At 64.9% G+C, this 22,617-nt stretch carries 18 protein-coding genes; 13 read left to right on the top strand and 5 right to left on the bottom strand.

The window, feature by feature from the left end; all coding sequences use genetic code 11:
• Positions 1 to 124 precede the first annotated feature (124 nt).
• Positions 125 to 958, top strand: a complete 834-nt coding sequence (locus tag FGU65_RS02745; protein ID WP_301662865.1) for a hypothetical protein — start codon at positions 125 to 127, stop codon at positions 956 to 958.
• A gap of 110 nt (positions 959 to 1,068) precedes the next feature.
• Complete coding sequence (locus tag FGU65_RS02740) at positions 1,069 to 1,572, top strand: hypothetical protein (protein WP_301662864.1); 504 nt, start codon at positions 1,069 to 1,071, stop codon at positions 1,570 to 1,572.
• Here the strand turns inward: FGU65_RS02740 and FGU65_RS02735 are convergent, their stop codons facing one another.
• Together FGU65_RS02735 and FGU65_RS02730 are read right to left on the bottom strand one after the other, a co-directional pair.
• Positions 1,573 to 2,604 carry a DUF3089 domain-containing protein gene (locus FGU65_RS02735; RefSeq protein ID WP_301662863.1) on the bottom strand — a complete coding sequence of 344 codons (1,032 nt, stop codon included), beginning with the start codon at positions 2,602 to 2,604 and terminating at the stop codon, positions 1,573 to 1,575.
• Positions 2,601 to 3,635: a DUF3089 domain-containing protein gene (locus FGU65_RS02730; RefSeq protein WP_301662862.1), complete on the bottom strand. Its 1,035-nt coding sequence runs from the start codon at positions 3,633 to 3,635 to the stop codon at positions 2,601 to 2,603. The genes FGU65_RS02735 and FGU65_RS02730 overlap by 4 nt, the downstream gene beginning before the upstream one ends.
• 967 nt (positions 3,636 to 4,602) lie before the next feature.
• On the opposite strand from FGU65_RS02730, the gene FGU65_RS02725 reads away from it, so the two are divergent.
• Complete coding sequence (locus FGU65_RS02725) at positions 4,603 to 5,808, top strand: hypothetical protein (RefSeq protein ID WP_301662861.1); 1,206 nt, start codon at positions 4,603 to 4,605, stop codon at positions 5,806 to 5,808.
• A 608-nt stretch (positions 5,809 to 6,416) separates the two neighbouring features.
• On the opposite strand, the gene FGU65_RS02720 is transcribed toward FGU65_RS02725, so the two are convergent.
• Positions 6,417 to 9,725 (bottom strand): UvrD-helicase domain-containing protein, encoded by a 3,309-nt coding sequence (locus FGU65_RS02720; protein ID WP_301662860.1) that lies wholly within the window; start codon positions 9,723 to 9,725, stop codon positions 6,417 to 6,419.
• The gene (locus FGU65_RS02715; protein WP_301662859.1) at positions 9,722 to 12,634 is read right to left on the bottom strand and encodes a PD-(D/E)XK nuclease family protein; all 2,913 of its coding nucleotides are present in this window, start codon (positions 12,632 to 12,634) and stop codon (positions 9,722 to 9,724) included. Before FGU65_RS02715 ends, FGU65_RS02720 begins: the two co-directional genes overlap by 4 nt.
• A gap of 193 nt (positions 12,635 to 12,827) precedes the next feature.
• Here FGU65_RS02715 and FGU65_RS02710 point away from each other — a divergent pair, with 193 nt between their 5' ends.
• The 5 genes from FGU65_RS02710 (at position 12,828) to FGU65_RS02690 (ending at position 15,650) form a co-directional block, all read left to right on the top strand.
• Positions 12,828 to 12,983: a hypothetical protein gene (locus FGU65_RS02710; RefSeq protein ID WP_301662858.1), complete on the top strand. Its 156-nt coding sequence runs from the start codon at positions 12,828 to 12,830 to the stop codon at positions 12,981 to 12,983.
• Positions 12,984 to 13,048: 65 nt separating this feature from the next.
• The gene (locus tag FGU65_RS02705; protein WP_301662857.1) at positions 13,049 to 13,288 is read left to right on the top strand and encodes a DUF2795 domain-containing protein; all 240 of its coding nucleotides are present in this window, start codon (positions 13,049 to 13,051) and stop codon (positions 13,286 to 13,288) included.
• A gap of 191 nt (positions 13,289 to 13,479) precedes the next feature.
• The gene (locus FGU65_RS02700; protein WP_301662856.1) at positions 13,480 to 13,908 is read left to right on the top strand and encodes a hypothetical protein; all 429 of its coding nucleotides are present in this window, start codon (positions 13,480 to 13,482) and stop codon (positions 13,906 to 13,908) included.
• A gap of 278 nt (positions 13,909 to 14,186) precedes the next feature.
• Positions 14,187 to 14,339: a hypothetical protein gene (locus FGU65_RS02695; RefSeq protein WP_301662855.1), complete on the top strand. Its 153-nt coding sequence runs from the start codon at positions 14,187 to 14,189 to the stop codon at positions 14,337 to 14,339.
• A 15-nt stretch (positions 14,340 to 14,354) separates the two neighbouring features.
• Entirely contained in the window at positions 14,355 to 15,650 is a 1,296-nt protein-coding gene (locus FGU65_RS02690; protein WP_301662854.1) for a sodium-dependent transporter, read from the top strand.
• Positions 15,651 to 15,659: 9 nt separating this feature from the next.
• On the opposite strand, the gene FGU65_RS02685 is transcribed toward FGU65_RS02690, so the two are convergent.
• Positions 15,660 to 18,191 (bottom strand): cation-translocating P-type ATPase, encoded by a 2,532-nt coding sequence (locus FGU65_RS02685; RefSeq protein WP_301662853.1) that lies wholly within the window; start codon positions 18,189 to 18,191, stop codon positions 15,660 to 15,662.
• 119 nt (positions 18,192 to 18,310) lie between these two features.
• Here FGU65_RS02685 and FGU65_RS02680 point away from each other — a divergent pair, with 119 nt between their 5' ends.
• The 5 genes from FGU65_RS02680 (at position 18,311) to FGU65_RS02660 (ending at position 22,580) form a co-directional block, all read left to right on the top strand.
• Complete coding sequence (locus tag FGU65_RS02680; protein ID WP_301662852.1) at positions 18,311 to 19,162, top strand: hypothetical protein; 852 nt, start codon at positions 18,311 to 18,313, stop codon at positions 19,160 to 19,162.
• A gap of 156 nt (positions 19,163 to 19,318) precedes the next feature.
• The gene (locus FGU65_RS02675; protein WP_301662851.1) at positions 19,319 to 20,383 is read left to right on the top strand and encodes a radical SAM/SPASM domain-containing protein; all 1,065 of its coding nucleotides are present in this window, start codon (positions 19,319 to 19,321) and stop codon (positions 20,381 to 20,383) included.
• Positions 20,373 to 20,861, top strand: coding sequence for a siroheme decarboxylase subunit alpha (gene ahbA, locus FGU65_RS02670; RefSeq protein WP_301662850.1), 489 nt, complete (start codon positions 20,373 to 20,375; stop codon positions 20,859 to 20,861). The genes FGU65_RS02675 and ahbA overlap by 11 nt, the downstream gene beginning before the upstream one ends.
• Positions 20,845 to 21,339 carry a siroheme decarboxylase subunit beta gene (gene ahbB / locus FGU65_RS02665; protein ID WP_301662849.1) on the top strand — a complete coding sequence of 165 codons (495 nt, stop codon included), beginning with the start codon at positions 20,845 to 20,847 and terminating at the stop codon, positions 21,337 to 21,339. Before ahbA ends, ahbB begins: the two co-directional genes overlap by 17 nt.
• Positions 21,336 to 22,580 (top strand): radical SAM/SPASM domain-containing protein, encoded by a 1,245-nt coding sequence (locus tag FGU65_RS02660; RefSeq protein ID WP_301662848.1) that lies wholly within the window; start codon positions 21,336 to 21,338, stop codon positions 22,578 to 22,580. The genes ahbB and FGU65_RS02660 overlap by 4 nt, the downstream gene beginning before the upstream one ends.
• Positions 22,581 to 22,617 lie beyond the last annotated feature (37 nt).

The raw sequence follows: 22,617 nt of genomic DNA, 5'->3' as shown, positions 1-22,617 counted from the left end.
CGCCGCGAGCCGCGTCGATGATCTCGGCCGATACCTCATCCACGCGCCCGGGCGACGGGTGCTGCGACTCAAAAGAACTCCCGTTGAGAAAGATTTTCCTATCTGAAATAGGATAAAAAGTTTTATGAATAAATCTCGCTCGAAACATCGTTGTTATCGAATCAGCACCATTTCGGGCATAGTTCTGCTCGTCTGCGTCCAGGCTGCATCTGCCGCACCAGAACAGTTCCCCGTAAACTCGCCGGACGCTCCCAATGTCACGTCCTGGGAAACCGTCGATGACGTGGCCGATGTCGGCCTGGACAGCATTCTCGGGACGGCGGACGGCGGATACGCGTACCTGGGGTACACGAGAATCTCTATCGACGATCGGGGCAAGCTGGCACGGAACGTCGTGGCGGGAGAAGTAACCAAAGGCGTTGAGGTGCTCTGGCAGACGACGCTCGGAAACACGTCTTCGTATGCGAGGTCCCTGATCCGGAGCGCCGACGGCGGATATCTGGTCCTCGGATACGACGAATCGTACGGCACGTACCGCACGGACATCGCTACCGGCAGCACGACGTGGCTGGTCAAGTTGACCCCGAAAGGCGAGATCCAGTGGCGTAAGGATGTTATCGGCGGCACCGATTACGGGATGGAAATCGAGATCGTTCCGGCCGCGGACGGCGGGTACGTTTTTGTCGGGCTGTCTCTCGACGAGGACGACTACGCGAACCATCTCGCGGATTCCGATCTGCAAAAGGAACAGTTGGAGGGGTTGCCGGTTTCGCAGATTCCAAGCGAACTGCTCGCCGAGCTAGCCGTGTCGTCCTATCCGGACATCTGGATCGTGAAACTGGACCCGACGGGTGAGGTGGAATGGCAGAAGACGTACGGCGGGACCGATAGCGAACAGGCCACCGCCATCATTTCGGATGGGGACGACGGCTACGTCGTCGTCGGTGACACACAGTAGACGGACGGCGAGGTCTCCGGCAATCACGGTTCGAGAGATATCTGGGTACTCAAACGGACTTTGCCGGGAATCTGGAATGGCAGAAGGCAATCGGGGAAAGCGGTCTGGATATGGGGAGGGATGTCGTCCGGGCACCGGATGGGGGATATATCGTCCTTGGCACTACGGCAACGCAGAACGGAAACCTAGCTGTCGTTAAACTGCTGCCCTCCGGAGAGATCGGCTGGGAGCAGAAGGCCCTGACAAACGGTTCGGAGAGATTCGATGCCATGACGTATGCACGGGACGGCGGATGCATCGTTGCGGGGCGTTCTTTCACTTCGGACTATGAATGGCTCGCAGGTCTCGACATTGCAGGGCAGATCCGGTGGCAGGAAACGCTCGAGAACGTGAGCAGCATCGCCGACCTTCAGCCCGTTTTCGGGGGGATCGTCGTCACCGGGCTCGATAACCACGGAAACGTCTGTTTCTTCACCCTTGCCGACGAGGAAGCCGGACTTCTCCCCACAGAGGCGGACTCCTCCGCCCCCTCTTCCCCCCTCTCTCCGTGGGCGCTGATTGCTGCTCTCGCCTCTTCGGCAATCGTCTTTGGGAGACGCCGGTCCGGGAAATAACTACTCCCTTTTCTCCTTCCCAAAGTACGCACGAATCCGGTCTGCAACGTTCTTTTGCAGGTTTCCGTAGAAGATCGCGTAGTCGTACATGTGGTACACGCCCTCGGGGAACGTGACGCTCGTCGCCGGCAGCTCTTCGGGATGGGAGATCTCCGTGATCACCAGTGCGTTGTCCACGACCTGTGCCGCCGCGAAGTTCGGGTACCGGGCCGGGTGCTCCGGATCGCCGTGCCTGAAGAAGACCGCTTCGCTGTTTGCGGAGGCGGGCGCGAGCGCCGTGCCGGTCGTCCAGGTGAGCGGGTTGACCACGAACGATCCCGGGCGGACGGTCGGAGCCTGGCGCTCCCTGCCCTCGTCGGCGGAGATGGTATTGTAGGTGACAAAGCAGCCCGTGTCGGTCGCACTCGCGCTGATCCGCATCAGGGGGTTTGCATCCAGGTCCGACTGCGTGACGGAGTAGCCGATGACGTACGCCGCCACGAGCCGCTCCAGTGAGGCGGGGTCGCCGGCCAGGAGCTCTCCGGCCTTCGCGAGCTCGACGACCCTGACCGACCCCTGGCTGTGGGCGGCCAGAATGACCGGCCGCTCTCCCCGGTTGAACTGCTCCAGGAAATACCAAAAAGCGGCAACGAGGTCGCTCTGCCCGAGCGCGAAGATCGGTCCCGCGCCGGTCAGCATCAGCGGGTTGATCTTCACGTTGTTCTGCCGGTAGTACGGCGCGTAGATGTTCGCCTGGCCGTCGAAGATGCTGGCCTGCTCCACAAGCGTCCAGGCCGCCCGCTCCCGCAGTCCGGCGTCGCGGGTATCCATGAGATAGGTCGCGTCGTCGGAGAGGACGGTCGGATAGACCCAGAAGACGTCGACGGACTTCGGGTCTCTGCTGAAGTGGGCGGGCAGCGCGATCCAGCTCGCCGGGTCGGCGTAGTCCGGGGCTTCCGGCACATCGCGGTCCGGGTCGAACGGAGGGAGCGTCACGGGAACGCCGATCTCGCGTCCCCGCAGGGCTTCCAGGGCTCCGGTGTGTCCCGTCATGGCCGCCCGCTGTCCGTCGCGTTCAGAAACGCGGCGATCCGGTCGCCGACGTTCTGCTCCAGGTTCCGGTACCAGAACGCGTAGTCGTAGCGGTGGTACACGCCCTCGGAGTACGGGCCGATATCCAGGTCCTCGTCCGCCGGTATCGTCGTCGTGAGCGCTCCGGTCTCCGGGTCGATCCGTGCGTCGGAGTAGTTCGCGACTTCGCGCAGGAACTCGCCGGTCGCATCGTCGTAGAACCGTGCGCCCAGGTTCTCAGAGGCGGGAGCGGAGGCGTCATCGGTCGTCCAGGTAAGCGGGTTGATGCAGTGCGCGCCGGGCATCAGCATCGGGCCGCCGGCGGACGTCGGCGACTGGGTGTTGTAGGTGACCACGACGCCCGTATCGGTCGCTCCTTTCGCTGCGGTCAGGCCTGCCGCTTCGAGATCGGCGTCCGTCACCGTATAGCCGATGAGGTAGGCGGCGACCAGGCGGCTGCGGAGAGCCTCGTCATCCCCGAACCGGTTCCTGATCAGTTCTATGAGTGCCATCGTTCCCTGGCTGTGGCCTGCGATGATGATCGGGCGGCCATCGTTGAGGTTCGCGATGTAGTAGTCGAAGGCCTCCTGCACGTCGATTGCACCCTGTTTGAACTCGTCGGTATCGGTTGCAAGCTGATCAGGACCCACCGCAACCTGGGTCGACATCTGCCGGTAGTAGGGGGCGAAGACGTTGGCGTGCGGTGTGTAGACGCTCGCCTGTGCGGCAAAAATGCCCTGTGCAAGCGCCCGTTCGTCGTCGCTGGTGATGTTCATAGACCCGTCCGGACTGCTGCTGACCGTCGGGTAGACGTAGAAGACGTCGACGGCCTTTTCGACGGACGGCAGGGAGAGCCAGTAGTAGGCATCGGTGTAATCGGGTTCCTGGGCGTGGCCGGCAGCACCGCCGTCCTGCGGGCCGGAGGCCTCTCCCGTCAGGCAGCCGCCTGCAAGGACGAAGCAGGCGCCGATGACGGCAAGGAGGCAGAGCAGAGGATGGATAGTCTTGAACATCGCAAAATCTCCGTATTTTTAGAACACAGGGAGATTGGGGGAACATCTTTGTTAACGGTATCCAAACGGCCTCAGAATAAGCCAGCGGGAGGGGGTCGCGGCAGGCATATGCAATCGTCCGGTTCCCAACATAGGAGCGGATGGATGCAACAGCGTCGCGGATAGCCTCACGGTACAGCAGGGGTAGACAACCTTGCAGATCCGGGGTTATAAGGAACGCTTGACGGGATCCGTCCTCAAGGAAAGACCTGGGGTCCATGAAGTTGCGACCGGGCGTGGCAGGAGAACAAGCACCGCCAGGAACGACGCGCTCCGTTGGAGCGGAGTTTGAGCACAGATAGATCAGAGAACGGAGCATGAGAAACCGTCAGGCTTTGAGTTGAAGATCCCCTCCCCTCCCGGAACACCGCCGCCCGACAACCGGGTCAGACCGGTCCTGCCGGACTCGCTTCATCGGCCGGCACGGCCGCGAGAGTCTCGATCTCCATGCGGTCCGCCCAATCGCAGTTGCGGCCCTTTCACGTCGATGAAAGGGTTCGAACCCCGGCCGCCACAGGGAGCATGAAACCAGGGAGGCCGGATATTCCCCCCGGTGCGACATGGGGAAATCAGACGGCATCCCTGCCGGGCAGAATCGCTCTTCGCCGCCGGCTCCCCAGTCCGGATTCCCATGCTATCCGCCGCAACCGCCGCAGGGTCAGACGTCCGGAACTGCAGGCGGGATCGGAGAGGGCGCCGCTCCGGAAGAGGACAGTACCGCAGGACCCGGGTGCACTGTGGCGTGTCCGCTCGCCGCAGTGCATTCCACCATTTTTGTCGGAGAAGGATCGTGCGGCTGAAAATTCAGATAAAACCCCTGGTTACTGCAAAAGATGCGATCTTATTAGCAATCGTAACGAAACCATGACTGATGGAACTGCCCTACTGGAATAGATTCAAAAGACGCAATACGGAAGAGATCCCGGAGATGTCTCCGGAGGAATTTGTTCAGAACCTCACATCATCCCGGGCTGAAGCGGAAGAGATCTTCAGCACGGCAAAAGACGATTTGAAACGCCTCAACGAGACGAAATGGAGCCTTACATATACGCCGCTCATCCTCGGGGCGGCGGTAGCAATCAACCTGGGGCTCATGTTTGCATTCACCTGGAAGTTCTACCTGTACTGGATTATGGCAGCCTTCACGTTCCTGATGGTGAACCCCTTCCTCACCATGCTTCCGACCGACATGGCGGATGTAAAGTCGTATATAGGGTACGTCAGGGAACTCAAAGATCGCGAGAGAAAGAGCCGGGACGAGATCGCGGCCGGGGGGACCTCCGGAAGGGGCAGCATCGGTATCGCCGACACAACGGAGACGATCAAAGGGCTTTCGCGACAGAGGAACTCCCTCTACGAACTCGGCTGGAACCTGTTCTTCATAAACTGCCAGCCGCTGGCCCCGGGTTTTCTCATGCTCTTCGCCCTCTCCGCGGCATTTGCATTCGCAGGCTGGGCAATCGACGGCCAGTTCGAGGCTTATTCCTCCATCATCATCATAGTCCAGTCCGCTGCGATAATCGTGTTCTATATCGCGGTTGCGCACGTGCAGCCGTATTCCCGCGGTTTTTTCACGGGAGTGCTCGGCATCCATTCCACGTTCAAAGAGCATTACGAAGAGACCTGGAGCAAAGGACTGAAATACGCACTCACCGCCGCCGTGCTGATCACCGTCACCGGCATAGTTCTCATCGCGGCGCTCGTCCTCCCCGGGATCACCTACGGCAGTTTCACATCCGCCGAAGCCGACATCCACATCAACACAGGGATCTTTGCCCTGATCTTCCTGACGCAGATGATCGCTGTACGGCATCTTCAGGGGAGATACAGTAGAACGCTTGCGGAAAGCCTCTCAAAATCGAAGATCGAGGCGATCAGGGAGGAGATACTTCCGGCCATCTCAACCCTCGAAACCGCACCGCCGGGCGAGGGCGTGACCCCGCAGATGAAGGGCAGTTTAGAGAAGATCGAGATCGATCTCGTCCGGCACCGGATGCTGAAGATCGACTACAGGTCGTTATTCGGGTACTTCCCGGTATGCCTGATTAACCCGGACATCGGTGCCGTGATGAGCATCTCCGGCAAGAGGGACAGCAGCCGCACCGGGATAAAGACAGGCAGAGCGACGGAGTAACCTCGCGGTTGAGCCCGAAGCATCACCCTCTTTTATCACTCCCCCGGCTGGAAGGGATCGTCGGACAAATCCGCCCTCTTCCATCAGACGGGCGGCATTCCTCAACCCGTGCGCGTCCAGAACCATGCACACACCCGCCATGAGCACGATCCCGGAGAGGAGGAAGATGAAGATGGTCTTCATGGTCTCGTGGATCATGAGAACCAGGGGGGTGTCGATCAGGTGCATGACGGGTTCTTCTCGGGATCGTACCTGTCCATGCGGACACGGTACTCCGACACCGTCTCGTGGGCGTGGTACTGCCCGCTCTCCAGTAACTCGCAATGGTATCGGGGCTCGGTAACCAGGGTTTTCAGGACGATGACCGGGTAAACTCCCTGGTGCAGTGTACCGAGACACGATTCAAGCGTGCTCAGCCTCTGCCTCCTCAGTCTTGTTAACGGTATGCAAACGGCTCCGGAATAAACCCTTCCTGAGGGCTTCTTTTGACCGATGGCTCGGCAGGATGCCTTATTTCGACCGGGGTACTCACGAAACGGGATGAACGGGTGAGAGGGCCGCCGGCCGGAAGATTGCTGTCATGTCCATGCAGTGCAGGATCGCATCACTCACACCCGCCGCCGCTCTTCTGCGATTTTGCGGGCCGCGGCGATGACCGCGGCGATGACCGCGGCGATGACCGGTTCATCGTCCGCCGCGGCCTCGACCCAGCGGTCGGCGTCGACGAAGTAGAGGTAGGGGGTGACCGGCCCCGCCAGGATCGCTTCGGCGGCACGGCGATAGATCGCCATCTGGACGGCGTAATCGTTGGCGCCGCCGGTCTTGTAGTCGATCAGCATCCAGGAGCCGTCCGGCCGCCGGACGAGCCGGTCGATGGCGCCCGCGAACGCGTTGCCGCCGATCCGCACCCGGAACGGCACCTCGCAGTGGTCGCTCGTCGCCCCTTGCATCACCTCTGCCGCGAAGAAGCGATCGGCGAGAGTCCGGAGCTCCTCGGGCCGGCCTGCGACGCCGTAACAGCGCAGCACCGCGGCCGGGTCTCTGCCGCGGAGGACTTCGTGGACGATCAGCCCGCGGGTCATCGCATCGTCCGGCCGGAGCCGTCCGGCGGTGTGCCCGGGCGCCCCGCGGAGGTACCGGCGGATCTCGCTCGCCGAGAAGACGTGCTCCTCGTCCGCGACGATCACCGGGGAATCGGCCGGAGCGCCGCCGTCAGGCATGGCGGGGGCGGCGGGCTTCGCCCGGCGCGGCTCGGCGTGTATCGCCGCGGGATCGGTGACGAGCGGGATTATGAGGGGCTCGTCCTCGCCCGGAACCGCCAGATGGGCAGATCCCCGGGCGTAGGCCTCGCCGGAGAGGCCGAGGCAGTGGGCGAGCCAGGCCATCCGGGTACGCTCGCCGTCAAGGACCGCCGGCACCGTTTCCGGGAGCGTGCCGGAGAGGACGAGGTGATCCTTCGCCCGCGTCGCGGCGACGTAGAAGAGCCGGCGCTGCTCGGCCTCCTCTTTTCTGCGGTACTCCCGCTTGAGAACCTGCAGGACCGGCGTCTCCTCGGGCTCGTAGTCGCGTCCCGGGTTCGGGACGGTGACCCCGAGCAGCAGCCCGTCCTCCAGCATGATTGGGCCGCCGCCGGCGCGGGGCGGCTCGGCGAGGTCAGGGACGACGACGATCGGAAACTCGAGCCCCTTGGCGGCGTGCACCGTCATGACCAGCACCGCATCGGCGCCCGCAAGGTCGAGGGGCGCGTCGCCCTCCCGCTCGCCGTCGTCGATGCACCGCCCGAGCTCGGCGACGATCTTGTTCAGGGTGCCGCGGCCGGCCGCCTCCATCTGCCGGACGAGAGCGATCACCTTCTCAACGTTCGCGGCCGCCTGCTCCCCGCCCGGCATGCCGCCGAAGACCAGGGAGATGTCGGACTCGGCGACGATCCGGCAGAGGAGGTCTGCGGGCGGGATGCGCCGGGCATGCAGGAGCCAGGCGGCAAGACGGGAGACCGCCGCGGCGGCGTCCGGGTCGGCGGCGGCGAACTGTTGCAGCCGTTCCCAGAGGGAGGCGGAAGGTTCTCCCGCCTCCGCGACCGAAAAGAGCACGGCGTCGGAGAAGCCGACGTAGGGCGAGCGGAGCACGCCGTAGAGCGCCACGTCGTCCCGGTCGCAGGCCAGGAACCGGAGGAGGTTGTAGAGGTCGTAGACCTCCTGCCGCCCGTAGAACCCGAGGCCGGCGTGGACGTGGTAGGGGATACCGTAGCGGGCAAGCGCCCACGCGTAGGCGGCAAGGTTCGTCCGCCGCTCGAGGAGGACGGCGATGTCGCGGTACCCGGCGGGCCGGGGTTCGTCGAGGTGCCGGCCGTCCCGGTCCCAGTGGACGGATCGGCTCTCGTGCTCGACCAGGTTCTGAACCTTCCGGGCGACCATCTCCGCCTCGGCGCGGCGGGTGGCTGCGGCCGACCCGGCCTTCGGGGTGAGGAGGAGCTCGACCGAACCGGCGTCGTTCGTCCGGGCGGGTTTCAGGGGTTCGTACGCAAACTCCCAGAGCCTGTCCGCCGTCGCCATCAGGGCGGCGAAGACGGCGTTGACGAACCCGACGACCGCCGGGGTGCTCCTGAAGTTGACGTCGAGCGGGACGGCCGCCCCGCCGAGGCGCTGCTCGATCAGGTCGCGGGTGCGTTTGAACTGGGTAACGTCGGCGTCGCGGAAGAGGTAGATCGACTGCTTCGGGTCGCCGACGACGAAGAGGTGCGCACAGTCGCTGATGATCGCAGTGATGATGGCGTTCTGCACCGGGTCGGTGTCCTGGAACTCGTCGACCAGGACGTACCGGAAGCGACTGCGGAAGTGCGCCTGCACAAGGTCGTCGCGATCCGCGAAGAGGCGGTGGGTGCGGCCGATCAGGTCGGTGAAATCAAGTGCGCTCCGGCGCTGTTTCTCGGCATCGACGGCATCCGTGAACGCCCGAAAGGCCACACCAAGCTCGCGGAGGTGCGCGAGTGTCGCACGGGTGAAGGGGTCGGCCGGGTCGAGGCTGAGCGTGAGGAACCCGGCGTGATTTTTGAGGCAGGTATTGAGATTCTTGTAGGCCGTCCGCAGCCTGGCAAGATCGTCGCCTTCCCAGTTCTGCTTTCTCCCCATGTTCGCCCGGAACTTCGGGTCCGCGTGGATCTCCGCGAGCGCCGCGGCCGATCCCGTGGCGAGGTGCGGTGCGGCTGCCCGGAGGTATTCCTGGCCCGGGTCGGCGTCGCCGCCGTAGCGGGCGGCAAGGTTCCGCAGAGTATCGAGCGCCGGGGCTGCGGCGGCGGCGAAGGCGTCCTGCTCCTCGGTCCGGCAGCGCTCGATTGCTGCCTGCCACGCGGCGAGCACGGTCTCCTCGTCCCGGGCGAGGGCGGCGAAGAACTCCTCCGCGGCAGCGCGGCGGGAGTACAGCCGCTCGAGGGCGGTCCGCAGGCCGTATACCCCGACCGCCCGGAGGACGGCAACCAGGGCGCTGCGGCAGGGTTCGGGCGGGTCGCCGGAGACGAGCGATGCGAACGCCTCGTCCCGGATCCGCGCCGCCTCCCGCTCGTCGAGGACCGCGAACCCGGGGGCGACGCCGGCCTCGAGCGGGAACTCCCGGAGGACCCGGGCGCAGAAGGCGTGGAAAGTCGAGATCTGCGCCCAGAGAAACTCATCGCGGAGCGTCTCCCAGCGGTCGCCCTCCTTCGCGGCGAGGGCGTGCCGGATGCGGAGTTTCATCTCGGCGGCGGCCTTCTCGGTGAAGGTCAGGGCGAGGATGTTGCCGACGCCGAGGTCGCCCTGGCTTGCGAGGAGGTCGATGTACTTCTGCACCAGGACATGGGTCTTGCCGGTGCCGGCGCCGGCGGTGACGCAGGTGCTCCGGGTGTGGTCGTGGGCGGCCTTGCGCTGCCGCTCGGTCAGGTTCATGGTTCTTCCTCCTCCTCGAGCAGCCGCATCGCGTCGAACCGGCAGACCGTTTGAAAGTCGCAGTAGCGGGGACAGGGGCCCGGGTCAGAGCGGGGTGCAAACCAGCCGCTGCGGATCCCGCCGAGATATCGCTGCACGTGGGCGAGCGAGGCGTCGACCAGTTCCCGGACGTCCGCGACGCCGCTCCGCGAGGGTGGGAAGGCTGCGAACTCCGTGGCAAGGTCGGCGTCCCGGAAGACCGGTTTGTTCTGCACCGTGCCGCGGCGGAGGGTGTAGTAGGTGCCCGCGACACCGGGCGTGCCGGTCAGGGTCTCCAGCGCCCGGAGGTAGAGCGGGAGCTGCAGCGCCCGGCCGGAGGCGATCTCGCGTAATCCGGGATGGGTGCTGCCGGTCTTGTAGTCGGTGACCAGGAACCGGCCGTCCGGGAGGCGGTCGACCCGGTCGACCCTGCCCCGGATCCGGACGACCTCGTCGCCGAGCGGGACGGCGACGGCGTCCGGCGTCGATCCGGGGTCGCAGGTTCCCGGAACGATCGGGAGGCCGAAGGAGACTTCGAAGGCGTCCGGGACGAACCCGGAGGCAGCAATTGCAGCCTCGTGGCAGAGGAACCGCTCAAGCAGTCCCGCTCCTGCCTCGGGCGAGCCGAGGAGGTGCTGGCGCTCGGCCGCCCACGCCGGGCTGGCGAAGGCGAACCGGTCCGCCTCCTCCCGGCCGATCGCAAGGATCCGTTGCAGGGCGTCCGGGTAGCACGCGGCGGTGACTGCGGCGTTGCCGTCCGCCCGCCAGTCCGCGTAGAACCGGAAGGCGATCCGGTGGAGGAGGCTGCCGCGCTCCAGGCCGGTGAGGTCGCGGTCGACCGCCGGGAGCGGGGCGAGCCCGAGCACCCGGGAGACGTAGAACCGGAACGGGCAGTCGGCATAGGTCTCGAGCGCCGTCGGGGAGAAGACGGCCGCAGGGCCGAACCGGTCTGCGAGCGTCGCCACGACGCCCGATTCGGCGGTGAGGACGGCGTCGTAGGAGGAGGCGTAGGCACCCTGCCGGTGGGCGGTCTCGACGGCAAGGCGGCGGGCTGCATCGGCGTCTGCGGCCGCGGCCTCTCCCCGGGCGAGTCGGGCGCCGGCGTTCCGGGCCGCGAACGTCCGCGAGGCAGGAAAATCGGTGCTGCCCCAGGGCACAGTAGCGATCTCGTCCCGGACGGCATCCAGGAAGGGGGAGGGGATCAGGGGTGATGTGCCGTCGGCCGCCGGGAAACTGAGGTAGAGCCGCTCCGTGCCGGCGAGGAGCGCCGCGGTGAAGTGGTGACGCTCCTCCCGGAGGATATCGGCCGCAGTACGTGTCCCGAGCCGCCGGGTCTCAAGGTCGGTGGCGAGCGGCAGCCGGGTGGTCAGCCGCGGCATCACGCCCTCGACGAGGCCGGCGATGAAGAGGGAGGGAACCTGCAGGTGGGCGAGCTCCCGGAGACCGACTACCTGGACGGCGTTCCGGTTCCGGGTGCGGGGCGGCCGGGTGCCGGCGGCAAGGAGCCCGAGCAGGGAGGCGAACTCGGCGAGCGGGACCGGCCGCTCCGGCAGTACCCGGGAGAACCGCTCCAGGCTCTCGAGGAGACCCGCGAACGCGCCGAGGTCGCGCTCCTCCCGCTCCAGGACGGCGGCGTTCCCCTCTTCCGGCATCGCCGGCCAGCCCCGGCGCTCAAGGATTGATCGGTAGGCGGCGAGGTGCTCAGGGATCGTCTTTGACCCGTCGAGAGCCGCAAGGTCGGCGAAGAGGCTGCGGATGTCCTTCCGGGCAGATTCGATCGCCGCGATCTTCGCCGCAAGCCGCCGGCGGGCGTGCTCCGGTGTCCCGGGCAGCGACTGCTCCCCGGCGAGCGTGGCAGCCAGGCCGGCGAGGCGGGCATCCCAGGTCCCGGCGCCGGCGACGATCCCACTCTCGCGGGAGAGGAGGTCGATCTCCGGGGAAAGCCCGGTATACGGGCTTGCGGCGAGGGCGGCGACGTCTTCGCGGCGGCAGCCGAAGATCGGGACGGAAAGGATGTCGAGGAGCGAGCGGACGAGCGGGGATCCGGTCAGCGCCCGGCCGCTGGAGGCGGCGTAGGGGATGCCGAAGTCGGCGAAGACCTCCTCGACATACGGGATCGCCGGCTCGAAGTCGGGGAAGGCGACCGCGATCTCACCCGGCCGGACACCGGCGGCGATCAGGTCGCGGATCTCCTGGGCGATCGCCCGAACCTCATCCAACCGGTCGCGCCGCTCTGTGATCCGGACGTCACTGCAGGGCCGGTCGGTGTCGCTGGAGGCCGGGATGTCGCAGAACGCCTCCGCAGACTCACAGAGCGCGAGCAGAAACTCCTGCTCGACCGCCACCGGTTCGAAGAGCCCGTAGACGAAGACCGTGCGGAATCCCGTAGCCCGCCGGGCAACCCAGGAAAAAAGAGTGCTGCCGTCGACGAGGGCGTGGTCGTCCAGGAACCGGCGGTAGGCATCGAGGAGATCGCCGATCTCGGCGCTCTTTGCGCTCTGCAGGTCGCCGAGGGCGGCCGGATAGTCGACCTTCCGGGTAACCAGGACCGAAAAGAGCGTCGCAAGGTCGTCGACGGCACCGGTGCCGGCGAGCAGCGGGAACCGGCCGGGCTCCGCCGCGAGGAGGTGGGCGACGACGAGGCGGGACTCTGTGTCGGAGATCAGCGTCTCGACGGTCGCACGGTTCTCAAATATCCTGGCGGCGAGGCCGGAAAGGGTGGTCACGGCGTCGGCGACGAGGGGTGTGCCTTCCGCGTCGAGGCGGTGGACGACCTCCCGGGCAAGGTGCGCCGTCGGGAGAATGAGGACGGTGCCGAAAGGGTCCTGGGCGGCAGCCTCGGCGAACTGCCGGCAGATGGTGTCGAGGCGGTATACAGCAGTGGAGGGCATCAGGGAATCTCTTGGGAAGAGATCTCGGGGCGGGGAAGGATGAGTTTTGTTATTTGGGTCCGGGCCGGTGCAAAAAACTGGGTGGCGCTGCCGGCTACCGCCGACCTTCGATCCGGTCTCTCGCCTCGCCGAAGGGCTGCAGCCGGGCTGCGGCCTCAACGCTGCGTAATAGTTGCCGGAGATGCCTTCCGCGATGGTAGCGGTACAAGACGGCGGCAAACCGCCGGAACGCCGGGCATGGGTCCTGCTCCAATCGGCTCCGGCCTGGGAAGGAGAAAACCCGGATATTGCCCGCCGTCTCGGGCGCTCCGGGATATGCCGTGACGCATCTGCCGGGCTGCAGGCATAGTTATATACTATCCACGGGTGGGTAGTGCCGCACTCCATCGGTGCACAGATGTGATGGTGAGAAATATGGCAGGAATGAAGGAATCGGGAGCAAGCAGCGCTATGCAGGAACTCGACCCGCAGATCATCGCGGTCCAGATCTCCGGCGTCGACTATCCGGCATCGAAGCAGGATCTGATCGAGCGGGCAAAGTTTACCGACTCTCCGCAGATGGTCATCGACGTCCTGAACCAGTTCGAGGACAGAGACTACAAAAGCCAGGAGGATGTAAAGTCCGAGGCGGAAAAGCTCATGAAGAGAATATAACACCTTTTTTCCCGGAGCAGCACCCGCTCACGGCAGCTCCGGCGGTCGGACAGCGTGTGCGACAAGCGAAGTTCCCTGCCTTCCGGTACGTGCCCGGCGTCGGGATGCGTCTCCTGCATGCACGCGTGCCGGTTGTATGAGTGGCAGGAAAATTATTAATAGATCCGGTAAAGGCAGCCGCCGGAGGTGGTATGGTGAAGAAACTGCTGCCCATGCTGGTCATGCTCGTCGCCATCTTCGGTATCGGGACGACGGGTGTGCAGGCGCAGACGCCGGACTTTAGCGATGACTTCGACAACTGGAAGGTGCCCTGGGACGAGCCCACCGACGCCACGCTGGGGGATATCGACTATTCTGACGGAAAACTCCTCATCACGGACGAGCCGGACGAGTATGCCCTTACCTATGTGCTCAACCGCCGGTTCAGTGATTTTATTCTTGACATCGATGCAAAAGTGCTTGAAGGAGACGGATACCGCATCTCTACCCGGATGAAAGACCTCGACGACGGGTGCAACGGCTATGATTTCTGCTTCGACACCGACGGCACCTACACCGTTCTAAATGGGAAGACGACGAGAGCGAGGAGCTTGTTGACCCTGCGTATTCGCGGTACATAAAGAAGGGAGAGGACGTTACGAACCATATCCACATTGAGTGCGACGGCGATTCACAGAGCCTGTACGTCAACGACCGCTACCTGGACACGGTCTACGACAGCATGTTCAGCAGCGGATATGTAGCGCTCTCGGCAGATTCGGTCTCCAGCACCGATACGACGGTTGCCTTCGACAACCTCGAGATCGAGAAGATCTAAACCTCTTCTCCTGGCCGTGGCGGCGGGGGAGACCTCCCCCGTCCCAAAGGTTCTTGGGAACGTGCAGCGCCACGAAAGAGTATGACGGATCTCGAGTCCTGCCGCCTCTGCGAGTGGCGGTACGGCGCCGACCGCCTTCGGGGAGAGCGGGGCGTCTGCCTCTCTCTTCCCTCATGCCCGGGACGGCGGGAAACAGGAATGCTTAAGGTTATGGAGGGCATTTCAGACCGGTAACGGGCGTCGGTACCAATGGTTCGCGAACAATGGTCGTCATGGACGGGATTCATCCTCGCCAGCATCGGTTCTGCCGTCGGGATCGGGAACATCTGGCGGTTCCCGTATATCGTGGGGCAGAACGGCGGCGGGGCGTTCCTGATCCCCTACCTGATATCCGTCTTCCTCTTCGCCCTGCCGCTCATGATGCTCGAACTTGCCATCGGGCGGCACCTGCAGACCTCGGTCGGGCCGGCCTTCCGGGCCATCGGTGAACGGTTCTTCCCGGTCGGCATCCTCATCGTCGCCACCATAAGCCTGATCCTGAGTTACTACCTCGTGATCGCGAGCTGGGTCTTTGCCTACACCCTCTTCTTCGCCCTGAACCGGCCGGTCGACTTCACGGCATTCACGAACTCCTACTATCCGCTGGTCTTCTTCCTCATCACCGGCCTCACCGTCTTTGCAACCGTCAGGTCAGGAGTCAGGGAGGGGATCGAGCGGCTCTCACGCTACCTCATCCCCGTACTCGTGGCGATCCTCCTGCTCCTCGTCGCCTACGCCCTCACAACGCCCGGGGCGCTCGCCGGGATCGCGTTCTACCTGGCACCCGACACATCCCGGCTCGCGGATCCGCTCGTCTGGGCGGCAGCATTCGGGCAGGCGTTCTTCTCCCTCTCGGTCGGAATGGGCATCCTGCTCACCTACGGCAGCTACCTCGGGCGGACAGACATCTTCAGGAGCGCCTCGGTGATCACCGTCGCCGACATCCTGATCGCCCTCCTCGCCGGCCTGATCATCTTCCCGCTCGTCTTCTCGTTCGGCCTTGACCCGGCGGCTGGCGTGAACCTCGCGTTCGTCACCCTGCCCTCGGCCTTCGCCGGCATTCCGTTCGGAGCCGTTCTCGGCGTGCTCTTCTTTGCCATGCTCTTCGTTGCCGCGCTCACCTCGGCGGTCTCCATGCTCGAGGTGCCGGTGGCGACGATCATCGATTCCTACGGGTATTCCCGCAGACGGGCGACGCTCCTCGTCTTTTGCGCCGTCATACTCCTCGGCCTCCCGTCGGCGCTCAGTTACACCGCACTTCGCCTGGAACTCTTCGGCACGCCGCTCCTCGACCTCGGCGACTACATCTTCGGGACGCTCGGGCTGATCGTGGCCGGCCTGCTCGTGAGCACCGTTGCAGGCTGGTTCATGAACCCGGCGTGGATCTTCGACGAGATCGGCGGGAGCAGAAGGATGCAGCGGGCGTTCCTGTTCCTCATCCGCTACGCCATTCCGCTGGTGCTCCTCGCCGCCCTCCTGGCGCAGATCGTCCGGAGTGCAGGGTGAGAATGCGGTTTACCCTGCCGCCCTGTCGGCCAGGTACTCCACCCACTTGATCGTCTCCACCACGGCGAAGGCCACGACGGCGAGCAAAGCGACGTAACCCCACTGCTCCGGTGCCAGGGGCACGGCATTGAACCAGGAGGGCACAATATAGATCGCGGCCAGCTGCAGCACGAGCCCGATGAGAACGCTGAGGAAGATGAGCGGATTGATCGTCAGGCTGCGTCGGATGTTCACAAAGAACGGCTCGTGCTCTTTCTGCGCCTGGATGCCGTTCGACCACTGGAACGCCGCGAACGCGGTGAAGATGATCGCATTGGCGGTTTCATAGGGGAACCGGAAAATAAGGTGCTCAAAGACCAGAAAACTCGCCATGCCCATGACCAGCCCGAAGATCAGGATCCGGGTGATCTGCCGGCGCTCGAAGAACTGCCGGGCAGGCGGTTTGGGCGGCCGCCTCATGACGTCCCCCTCCTCCTTGATGAACGGGAACATCTTGTCCTGGACGCCGTCCGTAACCAGGTTGATCCAGAGGATCTGAATGGGGACGAGCGGAAGCGGAAATCCGGCAAAGATGGAGGTGCTGATCAGCACCACCTCGGAGATGGAGGTTGAGAGGAGGTAGTAGATCACCTTCCGGACGTTGTCGACGATCACCCGGCCGTTCTCGATCGCGTCGACGATCACCCGCAGATTGTTGTCCAGGATCACCATCTTGGCGACGCTCTTTGCCGCTTCGGTCCCCGAACCCATCGCAATCCCGAGATCCGCCGCCTTCAGCGCCGGGACGTCGTTCACGCCGTCGCCGCTCACCGCGACGATCTCGCCGCGGTCCTGCAGGACCCGCACGACCCGGTACTTATGCTCGGGGATCACCCGGGCAAGAACCGTCGCGGTCGCGAGAGCTGCGTAGAGGGCATCGTCGTCCATGGACTCGATCTCGCCCCCGGTCAGGACCGACTCCCCTTCCTTCCAGATCGCCACCTCCCCGGCGATCGCCCGTGCCGTCAGCGGGTAGTCGCCGGTGATCATCAGCACGCGGATACCCGCCTTCCGGGCGGTGATGACCGACTCCCGGACGCCGTCTTTCGGCGGGTCAAGGAACCCGACCAGCCCGACGATCTCGTAGCGCCACGCGTCCGGGTCCTCGCCCTGCCAGTCCCCGGCACCGAACGCCAGCACCCGAAGACCGCCCTCGGCCATCGCGTTCAAGCGCTCCTCGAGAGCAGCCAGGTCGTCCCGGTTCTCTGCACGCTTCGCGAGCTCCTCAAACGCCCCTTTGATGAAGAACCGGCGGCGGCCGTCCACCTCGTTTGCGGTCGCCATCAGTTTCATCGCCGTGTCGAACGGGAAGACCCAGGTGCGGGGGTGCCGCTCCCGGAGCTCGCCGTACTCCCCGACCCACCGGGAGAGGGCGACGTCGATCGGATCGCCGGTCCCCTCCCGGGCGTCGTTGCAGAGAGCCGCCGCCAGCATGAGAGCACGGGAGTCCAGGGCAACGTCGTCCTGCACGGCCAGCCGCCCTTCGGTGATCGTTCCGGTCTTGTCCGAGGCGATCACCGTGGCGCTTCCGAGCGTCTCCACCGACGGGAGGTGCCGGGTCAGGGTCTGTTTCCGGCTGAGCGCCAGCGCACCGACCACCATCACCAGGGTGACCACCAGCGGCAGCCCTGCCGGAACCGCGGAGACGAGCTGGGCGACCAGGAGGTAGGCGATACCGACCAGCTCCCGCCCCTGCAGGAACGCGACCGTCCCGACCAGCACAAGAATAATCATGATTAGAACAGCGTAGCGCATCGAAAAGTCCCGGATCGCCCGGGTGAACGGGCTTTCGGGGGATGCCTCCTGCGCCCGCGCCGCGATGCCGGCCAGGTAGGTGTCGCGCCCGGTGCGCACCACAAATCCCCTCCCTGAGCCCCGCACGACGGTGGTCCCGGACAGCAGACTGTTGGCGAGCTCGTAGGGCTGGGCACCGGGATCGAGGACCGCCTGATGATCCTTGGAGACCGGAACCGATTCCCCGGTCATCGTCGCCTCGTCGACCGCGAGGCCGTAACTCTCGTAGAGCCGGATATCCGCGGTAACAATATCCCCTTCGGCAAGGAGGACGACGTCGCCGTGGACGATCTCCGGGGACGGTACCTGGCGGATCTCTCCCTCCCTGACCACCGACACCCTGCTCTCCGTGAGCTTTTTCAGGGCGCGGATCGAGGACTCCGCTTTCAGTTCCTGCCAGTAGCCGATAAGCCCGTTGACCAGGATCAGCGCGACGATGACAACGAAGTCCTTGAAGTCCGCGGCGAGGAGCGCGATGACGGCCGCAGCCATCAGGATGTAGATCAGGAAGTCCTGGAACTGCTTGATGAAGATGCGGAACCTGCTGATCTCCTCTTCTTCGAGGATGTTTTTTCCGTAGCGTTCGAGCCTCCTGCGCGCCTCTTCGTCGGAGAGGCCATCAAACGATGTGCCGAGTGCCGTTCGCACCGACTGAATGTCCCGGGCATGCGGGGGTGTATCACCGTCCATTGCCGTATTTAGTCCCATCATCGGTAGGGTACTTAAAGGTTCTCGGTGCTGCACCGAACAGAATCAGGCTTTTATGCCGGAAGAGCCATAATCACCTACGTCGGCAAACGACAGTGCGAGAGAAACGGGAGATTCCGATGCCCGACCCGATACGCGAGATTGTCGAAGGAATGCGCCGCCTGCTCCCTTCGGAGAGGCCCGCCTGCGAGTACGACATCCCCGAACAGTTCCTGAAGGCCGGCGATCAGCCGTACCTGCCGCTCGACGCACTCGTCGAACGGAACCGGCACTGGTACGTTCTGGTGCTCCGCATGCTCCTCGGGTTCCGTGACGACTATCGAAGAATACCCGTCAATCCGGTCGGGACGGCCGGTGAGTCCGCGACTCCGTCGTGGAGGAACTGCGATCTCCCGGTGCTGGACGCCCTGTCCCTGTACGGATTTCTCTGCCTGAACAGACCGGGGCGCTACCTGGAGATCGGAGCGGGAGAGTCGACGCGGTTCGCCAGAAGAGCCGTCGACGACCATCGCCTCGCCACCGATATCATATCGATATCCTCGTTTATGTTTCCGTCCGGCTGGTTTGCGGAGAGAGCCCGGACAGACCCGGACGACCTGATCGGCCCGACCGTTTTCTCGGACCTGGAAGAGGGCGACGTCGTCCGGGTGGCAACGTACCATACGTCCGGTATCCGGGGATACTCTGAGATGGTGCAGTATGTTCTCCCGAATATCCGCCCCGGCGTCTATGTGCAGCTGCAGGACCTCTTCGTCCCTTCCGACATATCCCCGGACAGGTCCGGCGGTTCGTACGCCGACCAGCTGCTGGTCGCAGAGATGATCCACTCCGGCGAGATGGACATTATCCTTCCCTGCAACCGCGTTGCCCGGGACGCCGAACTGAATACCGTGCTCTCCCCGGTCACCGAGGATCTCCGCCTGGACGAAGGCGAGATGCAGGGGCGATCGCTCTGGGTGCGGACACGGTGAGTGCAGGGTACGCGCCGCCGCCTCCCCGGTCACAGGCTGTCTCCGGGGAGAACGCAGATTCCTCCTCCCCGATACCTTGATATAGCGTCGCCCGAGTATACCCCTGCTCTCTCCGTCCGGAGGAGAGCCTACCGGTATCTTCTGGTGATCTGAGTGATGGCACGCAGCGTGGGGGACGGCAACAGATACCAGCCTGCCCTTATTTCATGGAACGTCACCTCCCGATGCAACCTGCGGTGCGCCCACTGTTACCTGGACGCAGGGGGCGGGGGAGAGGGGACGGAACTCACCTCCGCCGAGGCGAAGACGCTCCTCGACCAGGTTGCAGGAACCGGATCCCCGGTCGTGATCCTCAGCGGCGGAGAGCCCCTGCTGCGGGAGGACCTCTGTGACATTGCCGCATACGGGACCTCCCGCGGGCTCCGGATGGCCCTCGGGACGAACGGGACGCTGATCGATGACCGTACCGCGGTCCGGCTCGCGGAGGCGGGCGTCAGGAAAGCGGCGGTCAGTCTGGACTCTGCAGACCCGGAGAAGCACGACCGGTTCAGGGGGGTTTCGGGTGCCTGGAGGCGTGCGGTGCAGGGGATCGAGGCCTGCAAAAACGCCGGTATCGGTCTCCAGATACACACGACCGTCACCCTGCAGAACCACCGGGAGCTCGACGCTATCGCGGCGCTCGGAGAAGACCTCGGGGTACACGACTTCCAGTTCTTCTTCCTCGTCCCCACGGGGCGGGGGAAGGAACTCGTCGACATCTCCCCGGAGATGTACGAGGCCCTGATCCGGGAGATCCTCCGGCTGCGGAAAGACCGGGACCTCGCCATCCGTCCGACGTGCGCCCCGCAGTATGTCAGGATCGCAGCGGAGATGGGACTTTCCGTGCAGGACGGGGAACGGGGGTGCATCGCAGGCATCCGCTACTGCAGGATAGACCCGAAGGGTGAGGTCACCCCCTGCCCCTACCTCCCGCTGAGCCTCGGGAACGTCCGCGAGACAGCGTTTGGAGAGATCTGGGACGGATCGGAGGTCCTGAGAAACCTCCGCACCGGCGATGCACTGGCCGGGAAATGCGGCCGGTGCGAGTACCGTTCCGGGTGCGGCGGGTGCCGTGCACGGGCATACGGGCTTACGGAAGAATGCAGGGGTGCCGGCGGAGACTACCTGGCCGAGGACCCCTGGTGTCTGTACAGGCCGGGTGGCGGTGCCGATGCAGATTGATCCGCATGACCGGGCGCTGCTCCAGCGGGTGCAGGACGAATTCCCCCTTGACCCGAGGCCGTATTGGGTTCTCGGAGAGGCGCTCGGGATGCAGGAGCGGGAGGTGATGGATCGGCTGGAGGCCCTCGTCCGGCAGGGGGTCATCAAACATATCGCACCGGTCCTCGAGCCGGAGCGCCTCGGCGTCCGCTCGTCCACGCTCATTGCGATGCGGGTGCCCGAGAGGCGGATGGACGAGGTCGCGGCGGTCGTCAGCGGCTACGACAGTGTATCCCACAACTACCGGCGCGACGACGACTACAACCTCTGGTTCACCCTTGCCGCGGCGAGCGAGGAGGACCTGGCAGCGACGCTCGACGAGATCCGGCGCCGGACAGGGATCCCGACCGGGGATGTTCTAGACCTCCCGGTGGTGCGGCGGTTCAAGATCGACGTGCGGTTCTGGCTGGAGGAGGAACGATATGGACGGGATCGATAGGGAGATTCTCAGGTTGACGCAGGACGGCATCGGGATCGAGGAGCGGCCGTTTCTCCACGCGGCAAGGACGCTCGGGATCAGCGAAGAGGAGGTTGTCGGGAGGCTGGAGCGGCTCCGGGATGCCGGCGTCATACGCCGGTTCGGGACGCGGATCAACCCCCGGAAGGCCGGCTTTGCGGCCAATGCCATGGTGGTCTGGAGCGTCCCGCGAGACCGGGCCGCGGCGATCGGAACCGCCATGGCAGAGAGTCCTGACGTGACCCATTGCTACGAGCGCCGCACCGTCCCGGGCCGGTGGGAGTACAACCTCTACACGGTGCTCCACTGCCGCGACCGGGAGGCCGTGCTCCGGAAAGTCGGGGCGCTCTCCCGGGCGACCGGTGCCGCCGACTACCGGATCATCATCAGCACCGAGGAGTTCAAGCGACAGCCGAGCGGGCGGATAGAGCCTGCCACAGGACCGGGGCGCGGGCAATGAACCGAATAACCAGGTACATCCACGCACAGGGCACGGTCAGCGAGGTGCTCCGCCACCGGCACGGCGGCAGGACCCCGAGCGGCATGCTCGCCTTCTCTGATATCCGCCGGCCGGTCGTCTTCTGGAACATCACGAACCGGTGCAACCTCCGCTGTTCCCACTGCTATATCCGGGCAGGGCCGGGAGAGCGGCGGGAGGACGAGCTGACGACGGAGGAAGGGATGGCTCTCATCGACGACCTCGCCGGGATGCGGGTACCCCTCCTCCTCTTCTCCGGGGGCGAACCCCTCGTCAGGGAAGACTTCTGGGACCTCGCCCGCCACGCAAACGACTGCGGCCTGACCACCGCTCTCAGCACCAACGGCACGCTGATAACGCCTGCAGCTGCCCGGCGGCTCTGCGACGCGGGCGTGGAGTACGTGGGCGTCTCGCTCGACGGAGCAACGGCAGAGACGCACGACCGTATGCGAAACGCTCCCGGGAGCTTTCTGCTGGCACTCCGGGCCCTTGAGAACTGCAGATCCGCCGGGCTGAAGTGCGGCGTCCGGGTGACCGCGACGCGGGAGAACTACGCCGAGATCCCGGACCTCATCGATCTCTCATTGGACTGTGGGGCAGAGCGGTTCTGCGTCTACTGGCTGGTGCCGAGCGGCCGGGGAGGGGAGGGTTACGGCGCCCTGCAGCTGGGTTCCCGCGAGATCGCCGGTCTGCTCGACCTGCTCGTCCAGAAGGCACGCGAGGGAGACCCGGAGGCCATGGAGTTTCTCACCGTCGACGCACCCCAGGACGCCGTGTACCTGTTCCGGAGACTCCGGGAGGAGGACCCGCCCGCATACGAGAGCATGTGCACGCTCCTCGCCCGTTCCGGTGTCGGGTGCAGCGCGGGCGACCGGATTGCAAACATCGATCCTGCCGGCAGCATCTACCCCTGCCAGTTCGCCCAGCTCCCCGCCCTCAGGGTCGGGAGCATCCGGGACAGGCCCTTCTCCGCCGTCTGGAACGATCCGGATAACGGCGTTCTCTCGGCATTCCGGAGAAAGAAGGACCTGGTCGGGGGGTCCTGCGGCAGGTGCCCGTACCGGGAGACCTGCGGCGGGGGGTGCAGGATCCGGGCGCTCGCCGCAACCGGCGACCTCTGGGCGGAAGACCCGCTCTGCCCGCTCTGCCGCGAGGAAACTCCCGGAGACGCCCCGCCGGCCGGTTCTCCGGAAGCGCGTACGCAGCCTCCGGCACTCCGGTAGCTTTATGATGCCGGACCGGAATGTGGGCGTCATTCCC

Origin of the sequence: Methanoculleus frigidifontis (genome assembly GCF_030464345.1) — an archaeon.
GTDB lineage: Archaea > Halobacteriota > Methanomicrobia > Methanomicrobiales > Methanoculleaceae > Methanoculleus_A > Methanoculleus_A frigidifontis.
This window is presented reverse-complemented; position numbering and strand designations above follow the sequence as displayed.

What these genes read in the sequence shown, in the direction of transcription:
- FGU65_RS02700 (WP_301662856.1), top strand. Translation starts at nt 13,480, where the DNA reads ATGGTGAAGAAACTGCTGCCCATGCTGGTCATGCTCGTCGCCATCTTC.
- FGU65_RS02725 (WP_301662861.1), top strand. Translation starts at nt 4,603, where the DNA reads ATGTCTCCGGAGGAATTTGTTCAGAACCTCACATCATCCCGGGCTGAA.
- FGU65_RS02720 (WP_301662860.1), bottom strand. Translation starts at nt 9,725, where the DNA reads ATGAACCTGACCGAGCGGCAGCGCAAGGCCGCCCACGACCACACCCGG.
- FGU65_RS02690 (WP_301662854.1), top strand. Translation starts at nt 14,355, where the DNA reads ATGGTTCGCGAACAATGGTCGTCATGGACGGGATTCATCCTCGCCAGC.
- ahbA (WP_301662850.1), top strand. Translation starts at nt 20,373, where the DNA reads ATGCAGATTGATCCGCATGACCGGGCGCTGCTCCAGCGGGTGCAGGAC.
- FGU65_RS02685 (WP_301662853.1), bottom strand. Translation starts at nt 18,191, where the DNA reads ATGGGACTAAATACGGCAATGGACGGTGATACACCCCCGCATGCCCGG.
- FGU65_RS02695 (WP_301662855.1), top strand. Translation starts at nt 14,187, where the DNA reads ATGACGGATCTCGAGTCCTGCCGCCTCTGCGAGTGGCGGTACGGCGCC.
- ahbB (WP_301662849.1), top strand. Translation starts at nt 20,845, where the DNA reads ATGGACGGGATCGATAGGGAGATTCTCAGGTTGACGCAGGACGGCATC.
- FGU65_RS02715 (WP_301662859.1), bottom strand. Translation starts at nt 12,634, where the DNA reads ATGCCCTCCACTGCTGTATACCGCCTCGACACCATCTGCCGGCAGTTC.
- FGU65_RS02675 (WP_301662851.1), top strand. Translation starts at nt 19,319, where the DNA reads ATGGCACGCAGCGTGGGGGACGGCAACAGATACCAGCCTGCCCTTATT.
- FGU65_RS02745 (WP_301662865.1), top strand. Translation starts at nt 125, where the DNA reads ATGAATAAATCTCGCTCGAAACATCGTTGTTATCGAATCAGCACCATT.
- FGU65_RS02730 (WP_301662862.1), bottom strand. Translation starts at nt 3,635, where the DNA reads ATGTTCAAGACTATCCATCCTCTGCTCTGCCTCCTTGCCGTCATCGGC.
- FGU65_RS02740 (WP_301662864.1), top strand. Translation starts at nt 1,069, where the DNA reads ATGGGGAGGGATGTCGTCCGGGCACCGGATGGGGGATATATCGTCCTT.
- FGU65_RS02680 (WP_301662852.1), top strand. Translation starts at nt 18,311, where the DNA reads ATGCCCGACCCGATACGCGAGATTGTCGAAGGAATGCGCCGCCTGCTC.
- FGU65_RS02710 (WP_301662858.1), top strand. Translation starts at nt 12,828, where the DNA reads ATGGTAGCGGTACAAGACGGCGGCAAACCGCCGGAACGCCGGGCATGG.
- FGU65_RS02735 (WP_301662863.1), bottom strand. Translation starts at nt 2,604, where the DNA reads ATGACGGGACACACCGGAGCCCTGGAAGCCCTGCGGGGACGCGAGATC.
- FGU65_RS02660 (WP_301662848.1), top strand. Translation starts at nt 21,336, where the DNA reads ATGAACCGAATAACCAGGTACATCCACGCACAGGGCACGGTCAGCGAG.
- FGU65_RS02705 (WP_301662857.1), top strand. Translation starts at nt 13,049, where the DNA reads ATGGCAGGAATGAAGGAATCGGGAGCAAGCAGCGCTATGCAGGAACTC.